Below are 15,944 nucleotides of genomic sequence, written 5' to 3'. Positions count from 1 at the left end.
ATTACACCAGAGATATCAACATGGATATACAAGTCGAACATAAAAAGCGCAACAAGGTTAACTGGTTGTGGGCTGTTGGCGGAACCGTTTTCGCCGTCGTTATTATATGGCTGCTAATACAACCCGCAGCGCAGGCATCTTTGCCTATGGCAAAAACATGGATTGCGGAGGTCCAGCAAGGGGATTTAGAGGTCAGTGTATCTGGATATGGTCAGCTTAAATCGAAAACGCCGCGTTTGATAAGTGCAGCAAGCGATGCCACGGTTGAAGAAATTTTGTTGCGCCCAGGAGCACAAGTTAACCCCAACAGCATCATTATGAGGTTACAAGATGCAAATTTGGCCCAATCTTTAAAAGATGCCAAACGCAGTTTGGCGCAGTCGCAAGACCAATATCTACAGCTCGATATCAATCAACAACGAGAACTGCTGTCTCATCAGGCGGATTTGGAAATTCTGAGATCTGAGTTAGAAAGTGCCGAGCTGGAGGTTACTGCTCAAGGAGAATTGGTTGAAGATGGAGTTGTTTCTAAACTCGACTACCAACGCGCGGTACTTACTCATCGCCAGCTGAAACGTCGCATTAATATTGAACAACAGCGAATATCACAATTGCAGAACTTACACAAAGCCAACCAGCAGCTTGCGCAGTCGAATATTGATGCCAGTAATGAAGCAGTTTTATTGGTGCAAGATAGGGTGAATAAGCTCACTGTACGGGCTGGGATCCAAGGAGTATTGCAGCAACTTCATGTGGAACTTGGACAAAGTGTCTCTCTTGGCACTCAATTGGTGTTAGTTGGCAGCACCACTGATTTATATGCGCAATTGCAGATCCCACAAGCCTATGCCCAGCAAATAAAGCTGGCTCAACATGTGAGCATCAATACCCGTAACGACTTAATTGAAGGCCAAGTGTCGCGCATTAATCCAATGGTACAAAATGGCAATATTGAAGTTGAGGTGACACTGCCTAAAAGTCTGCCCGCGAGTGCTCGTCCCGAACTAAATATTGAGGGGAAAGTCTCTATCGACAAATTGAGTTCCGCACTGTTCATCGACAAACCCGTCGGTGCAAAACCTTATAGTGAAGCAACCTTATATCTTGTTGATAAAGAAAAACAACAAGCCCGTGCAATTCAAGTACACTATGGCGCAGAAACGTCACAGCACATTCAGCTGCTCAGTGGCGCTTCGACAAATCAGCAGTTTATTTTGTCGGATATGGCATCTTATGCCGACACACCCGTAGTGACTTTGAGCAGATAACAAACCAAAGGAAGAACAATGAATAATAAACACGTTATTGAACTTAAAAACATCACTAAAAAGTTTGTCCTCGGCGGAATGGAAACACTGGCACTGCGTGGCGTAAACCTCAATGTGACTCAGGGCGAATATCTGTCAATTTCAGGCCCATCGGGCTGCGGCAAATCAACACTTCTAAATATTCTTGGTTTATTAGATAGCCCAAGCACCGGCACCTACACAATTGCGGGTAACGATGTCAGTAACCTTAACGTCAACCAAAGAGCCACACTAAGAAACAAACATATCGGTTTTGTGTTTCAGTCATTTAATCTCATTGATGAATTGAACGTCTTTGACAATATCGCCTTACCTATCAAATACAGTAGCACCGTACTTTCAAATACTGCGTTAAAAGAACGGGTAATGACTTGCTTGGAGTTAGTACAAATGACCCATAGAGCAGATCATAAGCCCAATCAACTATCAGGCGGACAGCAGCAACGTATCGCCATCGCCCGTGCGCTCGCCAATCAGCCAGATATTCTGCTTATTGACGAACCTACAGGAAACTTAGACTCAAAAAATGGCGATGCCGTAATGAAAATGCTGAGCGACCTAAACGCCCAAGGCACAACCATGTGTATGGTTACCCACGACCCTAGGTATGCAGACATGGCAAAACGTAAACTGTTCTTGTTAGATGGGGTGATGGTGGATGAAATGAATTTGGAGATGGTGGGATGATAAAAGAGGAATGTAAGCTCGCACTGTCAAACCTTAGGAAGCTTCCGGGATTTAGTCTTACTGTACTTGTCACCCTAGCATTAACCTTAGCAGCGCTAACGGTGGTGATTAATATCAACCATAGATTGATCACGCAACCGCTTCCCTACCCTGATGCAGACAAGCTGTGGGTGACCGATCAAAGCGAAACCATTAATGGAGAAACCCAATATGGATTCCAACTGCTCTCCACCCAGTTTCAGCTATATCAAGATAAGCAATTTATCGACAAAATGACGATGATGCATTTCGTATCATCTCGTTTTATGGACATTAAGGATATGCCCACGGTAGACATTATTCGAGTGACTCCCGAATTCTTTGAGTTGCTGGGCACGCCACTGCATCTTGGTCGCGCGCTAAAGCAAGACGAAGGCGTCAGCGACGAACAAAAAGTTTTAGTCCTGAGTTACCAATCTTGGATAACGCACTTTGATGCCGATCCAGATATCGTTGGTAGCTACACGTCCATAGATCGTGAACGCTATCAAATTATCGGAGTAACGGGAGAAGCGTTTGAAGTGCCTGAGATCTTTGGTGGCTTTCCCGTTAGCGGCTTTAGTAGCTTTCCGGAGCCTGTCACTACCACCTCGCACTGGAATAACATCAGTAGCCAGTTTAACGGTATCGCTCGACTGAGAGCGGGTGTAAACATAGAGCAAATGAATCATGCGCTGGGCGAACAGATTAACACGCTTTACCAATCCCGTGAAAACGTAGCGCCTAACACACGAATTGGCGCTCAGTTTACACCACTGCGCGACAAAATCGTTGCACGAAGTGATGAGCTCGCCATTACCTTATTGTTCTCAGCAGCGGTTTTGGTGCTCATTGCGCTGACCAATGTGGTTAATTTATTTCTCTCAAGGGCTGCGCAAAAACAGCGCACCATGGCAATTCAAGCGGCACTGGGGGCAAAGCCTACTCACATTTTTGTCAGTATGTTTTGCGAAAGCGTCCTGCTAGTGGGCTCAGCGACTATACTCGGGTTATTGCTTGCCGAGTGGTTGAATGTTTGGTTAGCAAACGACTTGAGCTATTTATTTAGTCGCATGCAGAGCTTAACTCTGGACTGGCCAACCATAGTGGTTGCTTGTGCACTGAGTCTGATAATGGCGTTACTCATCGCCTGGTTTACCAGTAGACAAATAAACTATCATGCCCTGACAGATGCGCTACACAGCAGCGGTAAAGGCACTGGCGCGCAAATTTCCAAACGTACTCGTCAAGTGTTGGTGGCATTACAAGTGTGCTTTGCCAGTATTTTACTCTTTCTAGCGGCCAACAAATTAGTTCCCGCATACGCGCAAATGACCCATCCCACAGGATTTGATACTGAGCATTTGTACTATGTCCGTATCGATGGCAGTGCCACAGAAATCGATAACTTTGAGCTTGGCAAACAAATCAAGCAGCTTTTAGCCAATCAAGCGAGCATCGCATCGGTATCGGCAAGTTATACTTCGCCTTTGCAAATGGGATGGCAAAATTATTTGTATGACCAAAATATTGCGCTGATCGGTATCGTCAGCTTGTCCTTTTACGACGAAGACGGTTTCACTGCGCTTTCACTGCCACTTGAGCAAGGAAGTCGGTTTACACCGATCATGGCATCAGGCTCAGACAACAATGAAATAATTCTCTCAGCCTCACTCGCTAAGCGTTTGTACAAAGGTGAAAACCCTATCGGTCAAACCCTCTATGCTGACAGAGAGGCGCCAAGAAAAGTGGTTGGGGTTGTGAGTGATATTTACGTGCCTACGGGCAACCGAGGCTATACCTTAGAGCGCTATTACTTGCCTGTCACAGAAGGCAGCACATCCTTTATTATCAAAGGGAGTGCAGAGCTGTCAAAAGTCCAATTAACTCATGCTCTCAAGGCCATTCATCCGAGTTTAAACTTTGCCTTTTTTGAGCCTGTAGATGACATGCTAACCCAGAGGTTAAGACAAACTTGGCTGCAAGCAATGTTGACTGTCGCCCTATTAGCCCTTACCTTAAGCCTAGCTGGCGCTGGGATCTACGGCGTGCTCAACTACAGTGTACAAATGCGTCGCTATGAGCTTGGCATTCACTTGTCGTTGGGCGCACATACACACAAACTGATAGCACAAGTGCTCAAGCAGAGTCTAACACCGGTAATGATTGGCCTTGGAGTGAGTGCATTAACCGTTGCAATCGGATATGGGATACTGACAAAGATAAGCACAACTGCTATTTCCGTGAGCTGGTTCGCTGTTATCGTGACAATCCCTATCATGCTGCTGATTGCGCTCATCGCAAGCTATTTACCTGTGCAAAGGGTGATAAGCCAAGATCCCATTAAAGCACTAAGAAACGAATAAGTTAATAATTACAACAGGAATGAGTAGGCAAAGCGTGGCGTGTAAACTCCCTTTGCCTACAACACACTATGCAAGGTTCAATTTTAATCGTTGATGACAAGGCCGATATCCGCCTTAGCTTACAGTTTTTGCTAAAAAACCACGGTTTTACCATTTTCCAAAGTAGTAGTCTCGATTGTGCCGCTAAGCAGCTCAATGCGCACGACATTGATATTGTACTGCTAGACATGAACTATGAATTCGATACAACATCCGGCGATGAAGGTCTCGCTTTTTTGAGTCAGTATGCAAGCCAAAGTAGCACAACCTTTATTGCGATGACTGCTTGGTCTAGCGTCGAACTCGCCGTCGAAGCCATGCAGCGCGGCGCCAAAGACTTTTTTGCCAAGCCTTGGGACAACCACGCTGTAGTAATGATGGTGAAAAAGCATTTAGGGCTAAAGCAAATCGCTGCAAAACAACAACCTGCTTCCCCCCAACAAACCACAGCTAAAATAGCGCCAAATGCAGAACCAGCTGATGCATTACTCTGGTTAAGCCCTACGATGCAAGCGCTAAAAAGCCAACTTGATCGCATTGCCAAAACCAAAGCGAATATATTGCTTAGAGGAGAAAATGGTACGGGAAAATCACAAATTGCCAGCTACATCCACCAGCAAAGTAACATCACAGGCAACTTTGTGAGCACCAATATGGCGGCCATTCCAGAGTCACTGTTTGAAAGTGAAATGTTTGGCCATGTGAAAGGTGCGTTTACTGACGCTAAACAGGATAGACAAGGTCGTTTCTCAATGGCTGAGCAAGGGACTTTGTTTTTGGATGAGGTTGGCACACTCACAGAGCCTCAACAAGCGAAGCTACTACGAGTATTAGAAACAGGGGAATATGAAGCTGTTGGCTCAAGCAAAACACAGCATGCAAGCTGTAGAATTATTAGCGCAACTAATGCAGATTTAGAGGCGCAACAACAAGCAAGTCAATTTCGTAGTGACCTGTATTTCAGACTAAATACAATGGAGTTTGAGATCCCACCACTGCGCTTGCGTCGTACAGAGATAATTCCGCTGGCCGACTTTTTTATTCAAAAGCACGCAACGACCTATGAATTAGACGTAAAACCCTTGTCTCATGCAGCACAAACAAGACTACAAAATTACGCATTCCCGGGTAATATCCGTGAACTTAGTCATATGATGGAACGTGCGATTTTGCTGTGTGATGGCACTGAAATTGAAGAAAGCGCGCTTTCTTTAAAATCGGTGGCAACCACAGAGCAGAGTGAGCCCGAAATGATGACGCTAGATCAAGCCGAGCAAAAGTTGATTAAAATGGCGCTGTGCCAATGCCATGATAATGTGGAAGATGCTGCTGTTTTACTTGGGATCAGTAAAAGTGCGCTATATCGTCGCCTTGATAAGTTCGATATTAAAACGCGATGAGCTTGCCTATGAAAAAGCCTAACTTTGAACAGACTATCGAGATTTTTTGCCTGGTTATTTGGTTGCTGTTCACCGTGCTCAGCGCTTTTTTTATGGTCATCCTTGAGGTCTCAACACTCAGTGTTATCACCTACTTTATCCTTATCCTTTGTCCGCTCGCATTGCTGTTGTATCATTTTAAACAGCACCTGATACAACCTTTTTATCACCTCTCAACCACCATAGAGGCGATCAAAAACGAAGAGTATGGGCAGCGCTTTTACACCTCTGACAGCTCAGGCATTCTTCACAGTTTGCAGCAAGAAACACAGCAATTATGTCAGCAGCTGCAATCATTCAAATCAGAGCGAGACCACCAGGCCATATTACTATTTAGACTCATTGAACAACTGCCCAGCCCCATCGCAATTTTCGATAACGATACTGCACTGGTGCATGCCAATGAAGCCTTCTCAAATTGGATTGGCAAACCATGGCAAAGCCTACGTTTATTAAAAGCGCATAAGTTCAGCCTTGAGTATCATAGTGGCCATTGGCACTTTAACCACCCTACTCTCGGTGATGAGTGGCAGCTTCGCTATAGCGAGCTTACCATTGCAAGCATGCAGGCGCACTTAGTGATCCTGACCGATGTGCAAGCGGTTGTCAGTCAAGCTCAGCGCGACGCTTGGCAAAAAATGATCAGAGTGCTCAGCCACGAGATTCATAATTCTCTCTCGCCGATTAAGTCACTTGCTCAAACCTTGATAGAAATTCCCACCACGCAAGAAAATCAAGCCGATTTTGAACAAGCGCTTGGCGTGATTGTGCAGCGCAGCGATGGCCTGATGTCATTTGTTAATCGCTATGCAAGCGTTGCAAAACAGCATCAACTTCATATAGAAGCGATATCCATAAATGACTTACTAACACCGCTCGTAGGGCTTTTCGACAATCGCGTGAGATTAACCATTGAACAGAACTTTACGCTGCAAATTGATCAAAGCTTACTTGAGCAAGCACTTGTAAACCTGATCAAAAATGCCTTGGAAGCTGGGAGTGAGTGCAATGCTGTTTACGTCAAAGCGTATCACAATCATAAATTCGCAGGTATTGAAGTACTCGATGAAGGGCATGGCATAAAGAACGCTGACAACCTATTTGTACCTTTTTACACCACTAAAGCAGCGGGTAAAGGGATTGGGCTCATCTTAGCTAAAAATATCGTTGAACAACATAACGGAAAACTGAGCTTAAACAATCGTAAGGATGCACAAGGCGCAATTGCTCATATTCAGCTTCCACTGGTGGCAGCGAATAAGTGAGTGTTCACCGCCACTTCTATGCGACATTTATTCAGACATTTTAAGCATCGCAATCAACTGACGGCCAGCGGCAATGGTATTGGTTTCACCACTATAGATGTTGTCGCACTCTTTCGATTCAAACTTTGCTTTAGTCCAAACAAGCAATAATACGTGTTAACCGACTAACTTTGAGCCCTCGTAAAAGTGCTGTCGATGCTCAAGGTAGCGCATCCACACTCTATCCATTTGCGACTGATATAGTTTTGCGCCATGTTTGTAATCCATGCCGTGCAACAGCAGCATATCCGCAAGTTGCATGCTGCTAGTCATGGCATGCAACATGCCTTGCGAAGAGAGCGGATCAAAACTCATGCTCGCATCACCCACTGCATACCAGCCTTTTGCTGCACAACTATCCAAACGGGCCGAATTTGCACTTACCATTGGGTGTAAGTGTGCTGTTTCTATATCCACCAAGTCCACTAAGGTGTTAAACCCCCTCACCTGCTTTACTTTGGCTAAAAAATCTTGAGCGTTGGTGATGTTGCACTTTTTGATCGCATCAGCGCAAGCCTGCCAAGAAAACACCCGAGGCTGCATATTAGAGTCGAGTGAAGAGCATGCCGCGCTCGGCGCACTATACCACCAGCCATTTTCTTCATCGCTTATCACCGCAAACTGTTTCGTCGTGGCAACCTCTGCGGTAAGCCACAGTGCCATTTGCTTATCAAACTGTTGTAGTTTTGCACCGAGTCGCCTCGCTAGATGACAGGCGCGACCGGTGGCATCAATAAGCAGTGTTGTCGTGATAGACATGTCAGTGTCGCTACCTTTTACCCTAACTTGCCAACTTGATTGTGTTTGCACCACATCCGTAAGCTTTGTAGACGATAACAAAGGGATACCACGAAGCATTAATTGATCGCGAAGTTGCTGTTCAAAATGCTGTCGATGAATGTGCCACCCCAAACCATCGGGGTTTTTAACGTTATCCACTATGGTAGGCGATTCACTACCCCAAAACGAAATCATACCGTGACAAGTGAGATGTTCCGGGCTTTGTAGTAAGTGCAACAGGTTAAGCTTTTTGAGAATTCTAGAGGCCGCTGGCGGTAAACACTCGCCCACTTTGTCTTTAGCTGTAGCGAGCTTATCGACTACTATCACCTGATAGTGAGGATGCAAAGCAAGTGCAGCAATGCATCCTGCAATGCCTGCACCTACAATGACAATATCCGATTTCCTTTCAGCCATATTAGCCCTTATTATTTGCGATTCCGGCGATGTGCTTTGTCGGTTTGTGACAAATCAGGACGACAATCTCGCATGCTTTCGTTATTATCCGCAGCCAGCAGTTTTTCCGCTTTGACTGGTGTTAACCCTACTTGCATGGTGGTTGGAAAACCAGTTACGCCTTTTTCTGTCTTCGGTAATACCACCGCCAATTGACCAAACCCAGTGATCATACTGTTGATCTGCTCGATATAGTTGGTTGAAGGGCCTATCGGCAAATCGTTTAGCCACAGTTCCCGGTCATTAAATGCTGCTTGTCGCTCTGCAAATGGCTTTGTTTCATCGACTACTCGGTGATAGTTTTGCTCGCTAAGCATATTATTTGGCACTCGTGCAGGCCAAAAGGTCGGTAAATAAGGGTCGTACGCTTCATTGTAGCCATCGCGACAACTCGCGGTGTCTGTTTGCCAAGGAATGGCCATCCAACGCGTAATGCCACCAGCAACCTGCCCCGTTTTTAACGGGCCGCTCGAATGCAGCGCGATTTCTGATGTCATTTCCACGCCATAATTGGTGCCGTGGGTCGGTGCAGTATCCTCTGAATGCTTAAGGCGGAAAGCTTCGCTATACATGCCCGCTGTACGCATTGGCCAAGTCATTTCACATCCAGGGTGGAAAGCATCCGCTAAACAGAACTCCATCGCCGCTTTAGTTAACATATCTGGTTGCTCAGCAACCGGAATTTCATCAATGCTGGTTGGGGGGCAATAACAAGGGTCGTAATCAGAATCAAATTCGCCATTCGACCACTGCTGTAACATATTCAACTGAATTTCTGTCAGGGTGACAAACTGCCTTGGCGAGTCATCGGCATCTACACTCATCGCATCGCCGTACAACCAGGGCCACAACTGCGGAGCGGTAGCGGCAAATTTAGGGTTCCAACTATGTTTTTTATCCGCTGTGGTGACTTTTTCTATCTGTCTAAAGTTATTAAAGAGATTACGTCTTGCTTCTTGCCATGTGCGTGAGTTGTCATTTAAACGGCTGATCCAAGTCTCTGAAGTAAAATCAAAGGGGCTATTCCAGCCAAACCCTGCGGCAAATCCCGCATTAACCCATTGTAAATCGGTTAACCTTTGGAAAATTGGCAGAATGTCTTTACTAAAGGAAGGCTTACCCTTAGGTGCTGGTAGCATCTTGGCGTCAACTGCAACCTGACGCATTAAATCCCACATGGTTCGCGGAGATTTTTGCATTGGCGCGTAATCTGGTGGCGCACAAATAACCCATGCAGGTTTCACATCAAGTGCTTTGCCTTGATATTTCACCTCAGCAGTTACAGGGCCGTCCGAAGTATCGTCGTACCAGCCTTCATTATTACCGAACGTGATCGCCTCGTGGCCTTGAGGATTTTCTGACACCCCGTGTCCACCAAGCATAAGTAAGCGGCCCTTATCGTCGGTACGCATTTCGCCTAAGTACACTTTTTTACCGGCAAAGCATCCTTCAAAGCGACTACAACCGCACCCAGAAGCAATACCACTGATCTGCTGCGCCCCACCATCAATGAGCAAGCTGTTACGGTCGTTTACATTGAGGTTGCGTAGTAAACTCGGCTCGGCTTCAGCCGCCTCTGGAATATCCAACGCTAATTGAAACTCATACCAAGATGCTTTTTGATTAGCCAAGCGAACATGCCAAATGATAGAAGCACCATCGTCGCAAGTAAGCTCTTTAACGATGTTGCCCTCAGCGTCCAATCCATAAATACGAAAACGCGCGGCTTGGCGCTTCAACGCTCCCGTGCTATCGCGATAGTAATTCATATCTCTTGGAATGGCGGTATCGACCTCAGGGCCAATAAAAAATTCATCAGGGCTGTTACCAACCCGCATTACTCCAATGGGTGGGTATATTGCAGCTGAAACAATGGGATTTTGATTGCAGTGATGTGACATGTTGTAATCCTTTTTGCAGTGGTTCAATTCATGAAGCATTACTGCAGTGTAGAAGCTATTTCTGACTTACACCATTACATCGAATTACAGGTAGGAAAGAGGCCAGAGCCTCAAAATGAGGATGGCCCACATGGAGAAAGGGTGATATCTCATCTGTGATGGATGAGATAAAAGTACACCCTGTGCGGGACACAGGGAGAAAGGAAAAAATTAAGGAAGGAAGCGCTCAACACGATAATCGCTGGCGCCTAATATAAAAAGTGTGGGATTTAACTTAACCTAATGCTTCGCATACTAAATAGCTTTTAAAGCCGGCGTGATTAATTACATGTTTGACCTCACAGACAAACCAGTCACCGTTGAGATTATCATCAACCTCTTCGATAGTTATCACGCCACCTGCTAATAAATTAGGGTCGCCAACCACACAAAGCTGCACACTGGTATGCGCTCGATTTAAACGCTGTAACATGGCCGTCGCCGCGGTTTGTGCTTCCGCCTCGTTAGGGTAAACGTAAGAGAGTGTCGTGTTAGGTGAACCGCCACCGACACTTACCAATGTTTTTTGCGCTAGCGCTTTATCGTAAAAATAAGCTTGCACCCCTTTGACTAACTTGTTGTGGTTAGCATTAAGCTGCCATGAAACCAGCTGCTTTTTACTTACCGTCACGCTAGGTAAAGCTTTGCCAGTTAACGACTTCCCGGTGCCTTTAGCCATAAAGATAAGCTTGTCATCCGCAATCTTCATGATTGCATCAAACTGCACGGCAAGCTTGCTTAGCAATTGCATATCGCTTTCAGTTTGCTCAATGTGCGGTATTTCTCGGCCCTGAAAAGCATCACCTATTTTTGCCTGTAGTCCATACTCACCAGCAATGTCTTGGATAAGCTTGTCCAGCATCAGCGGCTCATCCTTCCCCAGCTCTGGCCACGAACGTATTTTTAGTGCTTTAAAATCTTGATCCCACAGCACTTTATTACCATAAAATGTCAACGAGCGATTGGGGCCAGTCAACTCATAAGCGCCCACTTCGAAAATACCTAATTTGGTTGAAGGAGCACTCTGATCTTTGGTGCCTTCTTTATATCCCATCGCAATTTCTAGTTGATCCGTTGGTGCGGGTAAGGCAATGGGCGCGTCAGCTAAATTGTCAAATCGTACATAGCAGGTATCACTCGCCAGTCCTGTGCGTGTTGTAACACTGAGCTCAGCCAAGCGGTTCTTCAGTGTTTTTGATACCTCATTGCCATTTGCTTTAATAGAATAATGCGGTTGTAAGTCCATATTAATCCCAAATATTGATCACTTTAGACACAGTAGGTTTAGCGATTTCGGGAAGAAAAATACTGATCTGCTCCGAATAAATTGGCCCAAGCTCTGCCAAGCCATGATTGGCTACTAGCACCTTTTCTACCATGCCACTACTGCGGCCATAGTGCTTAAAACAGATGAGATCGAGACAATCGCCATCTCGCGTAATATAAGTTACCCCTTTGCTCATAACGACTCCTTAACACCCAGCGCGCTTAATAGCGGCTGAGCTCCATTGAAAATTGGATTTCTCGTGGGATCCCATCATTAAAAAATAAGGTCCGCGTTTCACTTATCCGTTTGATGACCCACTTACCCATCACGCGTCCTACGCTTGGACTAGATTTCCCACTTTCTTCAACATAGCCCAGCGTCATCGGCTCCCCTTTGGCGGCTTCATCTCTCATCATGTCTAACTGCTTCAAGCCGTTATCCACAATTTGCGGGAAGATCACCCCTTCAATGTTTAAGGTTTGCTCTCCTACACCAATAAATTGCATCGGCGGAGAGTCCTTATCAGTCTGAGATTTGTGGGCTTCCCAGCGATATTGAGAATCGTACTGGAGCTTATTAAACGCTGCGGTGCTTACTGAGAACTTGTAGTCTCCCAGTTGCATCATATGTTTAGCATGATTAACTTTGCTCATTTAGTCCTCTATCGTTATGCCACTTGATTGTAATATCGAGCACTAAGCTCTTGCTCAGCTTGTTGTTGTTGCTGATCCAAAATTTGCTTCACTTGCTGCGCAACCTCATAAGCCTGTTGGCCATCTTTTGCATTGACTGTAATATTGGCGTTCACCGTTACCGATGCAGCGCTCGGCTGCGGCGCCGATGAATATTCAGATGCTTTATTCGCACTCACATTCTGTTGATTTAAACTATTCGGATCTGGTGCTGTAGCCTCATTGGTGCCTGATGTTTTGTCATCGCTAAACCAACCTTTAATGGCATCACCAACCATGTTGTTGGTAAGGTAACCCGCCATAGGGGCCGCCATTCTCACATAGGGATTTTTGCTCTTTGACAGTGCACCAGATACAGCATCAGCAGAAAACATGCCGCCTAGCGTGCTACCAATGCCAGCCGCTTTTTCTTTAACAGAAAGCCCATCATTATTGAGCGTTTCCCATACCGTGTGTGCGTTTAACGCTCTGCCTGCCAAATCACCCGCCTTGCTGACGCCGTGAATTTTGCCGGTTGTCATCCCTTGATTAGCAGCAAACGCAGCAGCCGTGCCTGTGGCTAAATTCAGCTCATTAATGACATTATTTTTAACAAAGTCGAGTGCATTGTTTTTTGTTGCTTCACCGTGTTGAGGCGTACTAATCACAGCCGTTTTGTTATCTGTTTGCGCAACGTGTTCATCGCCTTTTGATAACCAACCACCGAGGGTGTCGCTAATTAAGCCCAGCGGACCCATGGTGGCAAAACTCGTTGCGCTATCGAGCAAGCGCTCTGTCACCGAAGGGCTTGAGGTGCCTGACGCTGAGTCCTGAGCATCGTCAGAGAACCAGCCACCAAGTTTGTCACCAAACCAACCTCCGATTGACTCACCGCCCATCGCGCCGAGTGCACCACCGACTAAGCCACCGATTGCAGTGCCAACCACAGGAATAACCGAGCCAATTGCCGCGCCTGCTGCGGCGCCAGCGAGTGCACCGCCAGCGCCACCCGCGGCAGCTCCAACCTGAGTGGTTTTTTCTTTAGTCGTTAACGTGTCATCAGTTAATGCCGTAAACGCATCGAATGCCCCTAACGCCACGCTAAGCGGTGCAGCCGCACGCCCAAGTAACTTTTTAGACCCCTTGAATAACTGACCAAGTTTGCCACCTTTAGCTGGAGAAAAACTGCCAAGCTTTTGATAACTTGCATCATTTGCGGCAGCCATCATTTTGACTTTTTTGGCTTTTGCTTTGGACTTTGGTTGCGATGCTTGACTATCTAACTGTGCTTTTACGCTAGGGGCTTTCCCGCCGTCCAACAGTTTCAAAGCGGGTTTATTGGCACTTCGCTTATTGATTTTGCGCGACTTACGCTCGCGATCCGCCGATGCTTCTTGTTGATCCGCGAGATTAGAGGACCTAGCTCGCTTGTTACGCTGTCTGCCTCGCTTCTTGCGTCCTTTTTTACGCGTAGATTTCTTCTCTTCAACATCACTTTCTAACTCAGCAAACGACTCAGATAAATCATCGCTAATACCGTCTAATCCAAACTCACCAAATAAATCTGGTAAGCTGTTGGTAAGAGAAGATAGATCTCCCTTGAGAACGCCTTTTAAATCAATATTGGAGAGTAGATCAGCGTGTTGCTCAAGTACACTTGCCGCATCGTTTAGCCCAAATGCACTCAACAGTTCAGGCCCAGCACTTACAAGTGACTTGATGTCGCCCCCTAAAATCGCGTCGACATCCAGTTTTTCTAATGCCGGTAATGCGCCTTCGAGTACGCCAACTGCACCGTCTAATTCAAATGCCTTTAGCAATGAGGGGCCGGCCGCCATAAGGCTCGATACATCACCGCTGGCAATTTGCTTGAGATTCAGTTGTTTTAAGCCAGGAACCGCAGCTTGTAGCTTATCCGCAGCGTCGCCAAGTTCAAATGCTCTAAGCACTTCAGGTGCGGCATCCATTAAGCTGCTCAGCTCACCATCCATTAATCCCTTAAAATCGAGTTTTTCAGCGATAGGAAGAACTGAACCAAAAGCCTGTGACGCACCTTGCATATCCAATGCATCTAATAATGCCGGAGCACTTTGTAGCAACGACTGGATATCACCATCTGCAATTGCGCCTAAGTCCAATTGTTGTAGCGCTGGCAAAGCCGCAGATACCGAGTTTGCGGCACCATCAAGTCCTGCCGCCTCAAGTAAGTTTGGCAACGTTGCGGCCAACGACCCCAGCTCACCATTAGCAAGCCCGGCTAAATCAAGTTGTGCAAGCGCCGGTATTTCTTGCGCAAGAGTTTGGTTCAATGCCTTTAGATCAACAGCTTCTAACAAGCTTGGTAAAGCCTGCTGCAAACTTTGTAAATCGCCTTGAATAAGTCCTGGAATATCCAATTGGTTCACAGCTGGCGCAAACTGCGTGACCACATTTGCCGCATCGTCAAAGCCAAATTGAGTTAATAACGCAGGAGCAGCTTCTGTTAGCGAACCAAGCTCTCCTTTGAGTACCTCTGCAACCTCAATATTGCTCAACAAATTGCCTGTTTCGAGCAGCTGCTTTGGCAAAGCAGCTAAATCTAAACTCGATGCAAAGTCCGGCAAAGCTTGACCCAATGACGCTGCATCTAGGCAAAATTGCTGCTGAGCATCGATAACAGATTGGCCTTCCTTCAATGCATTTGTCGCCGCAGTCACGGCTGGTGCAACGGAAATTGCGTTAAAAAGTGAAGGAACCTGTTCGGCTAATGCCGTCAATTCAACTTGTACCGTTTGGCTTGCGGCGCTGAAATCCAGTTCTGCAACCCGTTCAGACAAGCCGCTTATTGCATCTTGTAAAGAATCAGGCAACGCCAACATGACCTGCTCAGCCTGCTGAACCAACTGGCTACTAGGCACAGCATTTTCACCAGTGGCAGGTGCCTGAAACTCAGGTACTGAGAACGAAGCCTGTGGACTTAACACCGCGCTGGCATTAAGTTGAGTCATGATCGAGATTAATTGCTGGATCTGTGCACTAGTCGCTGAATTGGCATTGAGCTTTGCAACTAGACTACCTAAATGTGCAACTTGGTTAGCAAGCGAAGTTACCTGTGGCAACTTATTTTTGACTTTGTTCGCCTCTCGTGAACGAACCTGTTTACCTTGTTTTATCATGGCGTTACCTGAGGAAAATAGAGAAAAGTGAAACGCTTTAGCTTAAGCTGAGGCCTAAGCTAAAGCGTCTAAAAGTATGGAAATGCGCCCCTTAAAGGGTTAAGGGGCGGTTGCGGTCATCGGTTTAGCCCGCTTCTGTCGCTTGTTTGTAATCAAGCGCTGCTTCAAACCACTCGATGAGTTCATCTTCGGTCAGCGCGTTGAGTTCGGCCAAGCCCCAGCCAGTATATTTGGCCAGAGCGATAACCATGGCTTTTAAGCGCTTTGGCGGGACACGAGAAAAGCTTGTAGCGTTTCTCGCAGCTTCACAAAATCACTCCAATCAAGCTCTTCGATGATATCTGGAGAAACTTCGCATAAGTGCGAGAAATAACGAATTTCGCTTTCAGACTCGCTGATATCCGCTCTATCCACCATTAACCGATCGCGTACTTTTGGTCGTCTCATTGTCAGTTCTGCATACTCATGCCCACCGACCGTAATTGGGAATGCTAAGGTAATGATTTCTTTCATGG

The 15,944-nt window shown here is 46.3% G+C and carries 13 protein-coding genes; 5 read left to right on the top strand and 8 right to left on the bottom strand.

Annotated elements, in window-relative coordinates; genetic code table 11:
* The first annotated feature begins 20 nt into the window (after positions 1–20).
* The 5 genes from A587_RS0119555 (at position 21) to A587_RS0119535 (ending at position 7,121) form a co-directional block, all read left to right on the top strand.
* Positions 21–1,268: an efflux RND transporter periplasmic adaptor subunit gene (locus tag A587_RS0119555; protein WP_017218961.1), complete on the top strand. Its 1,248-nt coding sequence runs from the start codon at positions 21–23 to the stop codon at positions 1,266–1,268.
* An 18-nt stretch (positions 1,269–1,286) separates the two neighbouring features.
* On the top strand, positions 1,287–1,994 hold the full coding sequence (locus A587_RS0119550; RefSeq protein ID WP_017218960.1) for an ABC transporter ATP-binding protein: 708 nt from the start codon (positions 1,287–1,289) through the stop codon (positions 1,992–1,994).
* The gene (locus A587_RS0119545) at positions 1,991–4,378 is read left to right on the top strand and encodes an FtsX-like permease family protein (RefSeq protein WP_017218959.1); all 2,388 of its coding nucleotides are present in this window, start codon (positions 1,991–1,993) and stop codon (positions 4,376–4,378) included. The genes A587_RS0119550 and A587_RS0119545 overlap by 4 nt, the downstream gene beginning before the upstream one ends.
* Before the next feature lie 68 nt (positions 4,379–4,446).
* The gene (locus tag A587_RS0119540; RefSeq protein WP_017218958.1) at positions 4,447–5,817 is read left to right on the top strand and encodes a sigma-54-dependent transcriptional regulator; all 1,371 of its coding nucleotides are present in this window, start codon (positions 4,447–4,449) and stop codon (positions 5,815–5,817) included.
* 8 nt (positions 5,818–5,825) lie between these two features.
* Positions 5,826–7,121 (top strand): sensor histidine kinase, encoded by a 1,296-nt coding sequence (locus A587_RS0119535; protein WP_157234685.1) that lies wholly within the window; start codon positions 5,826–5,828, stop codon positions 7,119–7,121.
* 156 nt (positions 7,122–7,277) lie between these two features.
* Here A587_RS0119535 and A587_RS0119525 read toward each other — a convergent pair whose 3' ends face one another.
* The 8 genes from A587_RS0119525 to A587_RS0119490 form a co-directional block, all read right to left on the bottom strand.
* A complete protein-coding gene (locus tag A587_RS0119525) occupies positions 7,278–8,357 on the bottom strand; it encodes an NAD(P)/FAD-dependent oxidoreductase (protein WP_017218955.1) in 1,080 nt (359 codons plus the stop codon).
* An 11-nt stretch (positions 8,358–8,368) separates the two neighbouring features.
* Entirely contained in the window at positions 8,369–10,297 is a 1,929-nt protein-coding gene (locus tag A587_RS0119520) for a LodA/GoxA family CTQ-dependent oxidase (protein WP_017218954.1), read from the bottom strand.
* Positions 10,298–10,571: 274 nt separating this feature from the next.
* Positions 10,572–11,582: a phage late control D family protein gene (locus A587_RS25220; RefSeq protein WP_017218953.1), complete on the bottom strand. Its 1,011-nt coding sequence runs from the start codon at positions 11,580–11,582 to the stop codon at positions 10,572–10,574.
* A 1-nt stretch (position 11,583) separates the two neighbouring features.
* Complete coding sequence (locus tag A587_RS0119510) at positions 11,584–11,799, bottom strand: tail protein X (RefSeq protein ID WP_017218952.1); 216 nt, start codon at positions 11,797–11,799, stop codon at positions 11,584–11,586.
* 25 nt (positions 11,800–11,824) lie between these two features.
* Complete coding sequence (locus tag A587_RS0119505) at positions 11,825–12,256, bottom strand: phage tail protein (protein ID WP_010378403.1); 432 nt, start codon at positions 12,254–12,256, stop codon at positions 11,825–11,827.
* A 14-nt stretch (positions 12,257–12,270) separates the two neighbouring features.
* Positions 12,271–15,429 (bottom strand): hypothetical protein, encoded by a 3,159-nt coding sequence (locus tag A587_RS0119500; RefSeq protein ID WP_017218951.1) that lies wholly within the window; start codon positions 15,427–15,429, stop codon positions 12,271–12,273.
* A 124-nt stretch (positions 15,430–15,553) separates the two neighbouring features.
* On the bottom strand, positions 15,554–15,679 hold the full coding sequence (locus tag A587_RS25380) for a hypothetical protein (protein ID WP_017218950.1): 126 nt from the start codon (positions 15,677–15,679) through the stop codon (positions 15,554–15,556).
* 5 nt (positions 15,680–15,684) lie between these two features.
* Positions 15,685–15,942: a phage tail assembly protein gene (locus A587_RS0119490; RefSeq protein WP_017218949.1), complete on the bottom strand. Its 258-nt coding sequence runs from the start codon at positions 15,940–15,942 to the stop codon at positions 15,685–15,687.
* Between the last annotated feature and the right edge of the window lie 2 nt (positions 15,943–15,944).

The organism is Pseudoalteromonas sp. NJ631 (genome assembly GCF_000276645.1).
GTDB lineage: Bacteria > Pseudomonadota > Gammaproteobacteria > Enterobacterales > Alteromonadaceae > Pseudoalteromonas > Pseudoalteromonas piscicida.
Note: the sequence above shows the minus strand (reverse complement) of the source record. Positions and strands in the feature narration are given on the sequence as shown.

Coding starts and splice junctions, on each gene's coding strand:
- A587_RS0119555 (WP_017218961.1), top strand. CDS start 21: ATGGATATACAAGTCGAACATAAAAAGCGCAACAAGGTTAACTGGTTG.
- A587_RS0119550 (WP_017218960.1), top strand. CDS start 1,287: ATGAATAATAAACACGTTATTGAACTTAAAAACATCACTAAAAAGTTT.
- A587_RS0119545 (WP_017218959.1), top strand. CDS start 1,991: ATGATAAAAGAGGAATGTAAGCTCGCACTGTCAAACCTTAGGAAGCTT.
- A587_RS0119540 (WP_017218958.1), top strand. CDS start 4,447: ATGCAAGGTTCAATTTTAATCGTTGATGACAAGGCCGATATCCGCCTT.
- A587_RS0119535 (WP_157234685.1), top strand. CDS start 5,826: ATGAAAAAGCCTAACTTTGAACAGACTATCGAGATTTTTTGCCTGGTT.
- A587_RS0119525 (WP_017218955.1), bottom strand. CDS start 8,357: ATGGCTGAAAGGAAATCGGATATTGTCATTGTAGGTGCAGGCATTGCA.
- A587_RS0119520 (WP_017218954.1), bottom strand. CDS start 10,297: ATGTCACATCACTGCAATCAAAATCCCATTGTTTCAGCTGCAATATAC.
- A587_RS25220 (WP_017218953.1), bottom strand. CDS start 11,582: ATGGACTTACAACCGCATTATTCTATTAAAGCAAATGGCAATGAGGTA.
- A587_RS0119510 (WP_017218952.1), bottom strand. CDS start 11,799: ATGAGCAAAGGGGTAACTTATATTACGCGAGATGGCGATTGTCTCGAT.
- A587_RS0119505 (WP_010378403.1), bottom strand. CDS start 12,256: ATGAGCAAAGTTAATCATGCTAAACATATGATGCAACTGGGAGACTAC.
- A587_RS0119500 (WP_017218951.1), bottom strand. CDS start 15,429: ATGATAAAACAAGGTAAACAGGTTCGTTCACGAGAGGCGAACAAAGTC.
- A587_RS25380 (WP_017218950.1), bottom strand. CDS start 15,679: ATGGTTATCGCTCTGGCCAAATATACTGGCTGGGGCTTGGCCGAACTC.
- A587_RS0119490 (WP_017218949.1), bottom strand. CDS start 15,942: ATGAAAGAAATCATTACCTTAGCATTCCCAATTACGGTCGGTGGGCAT.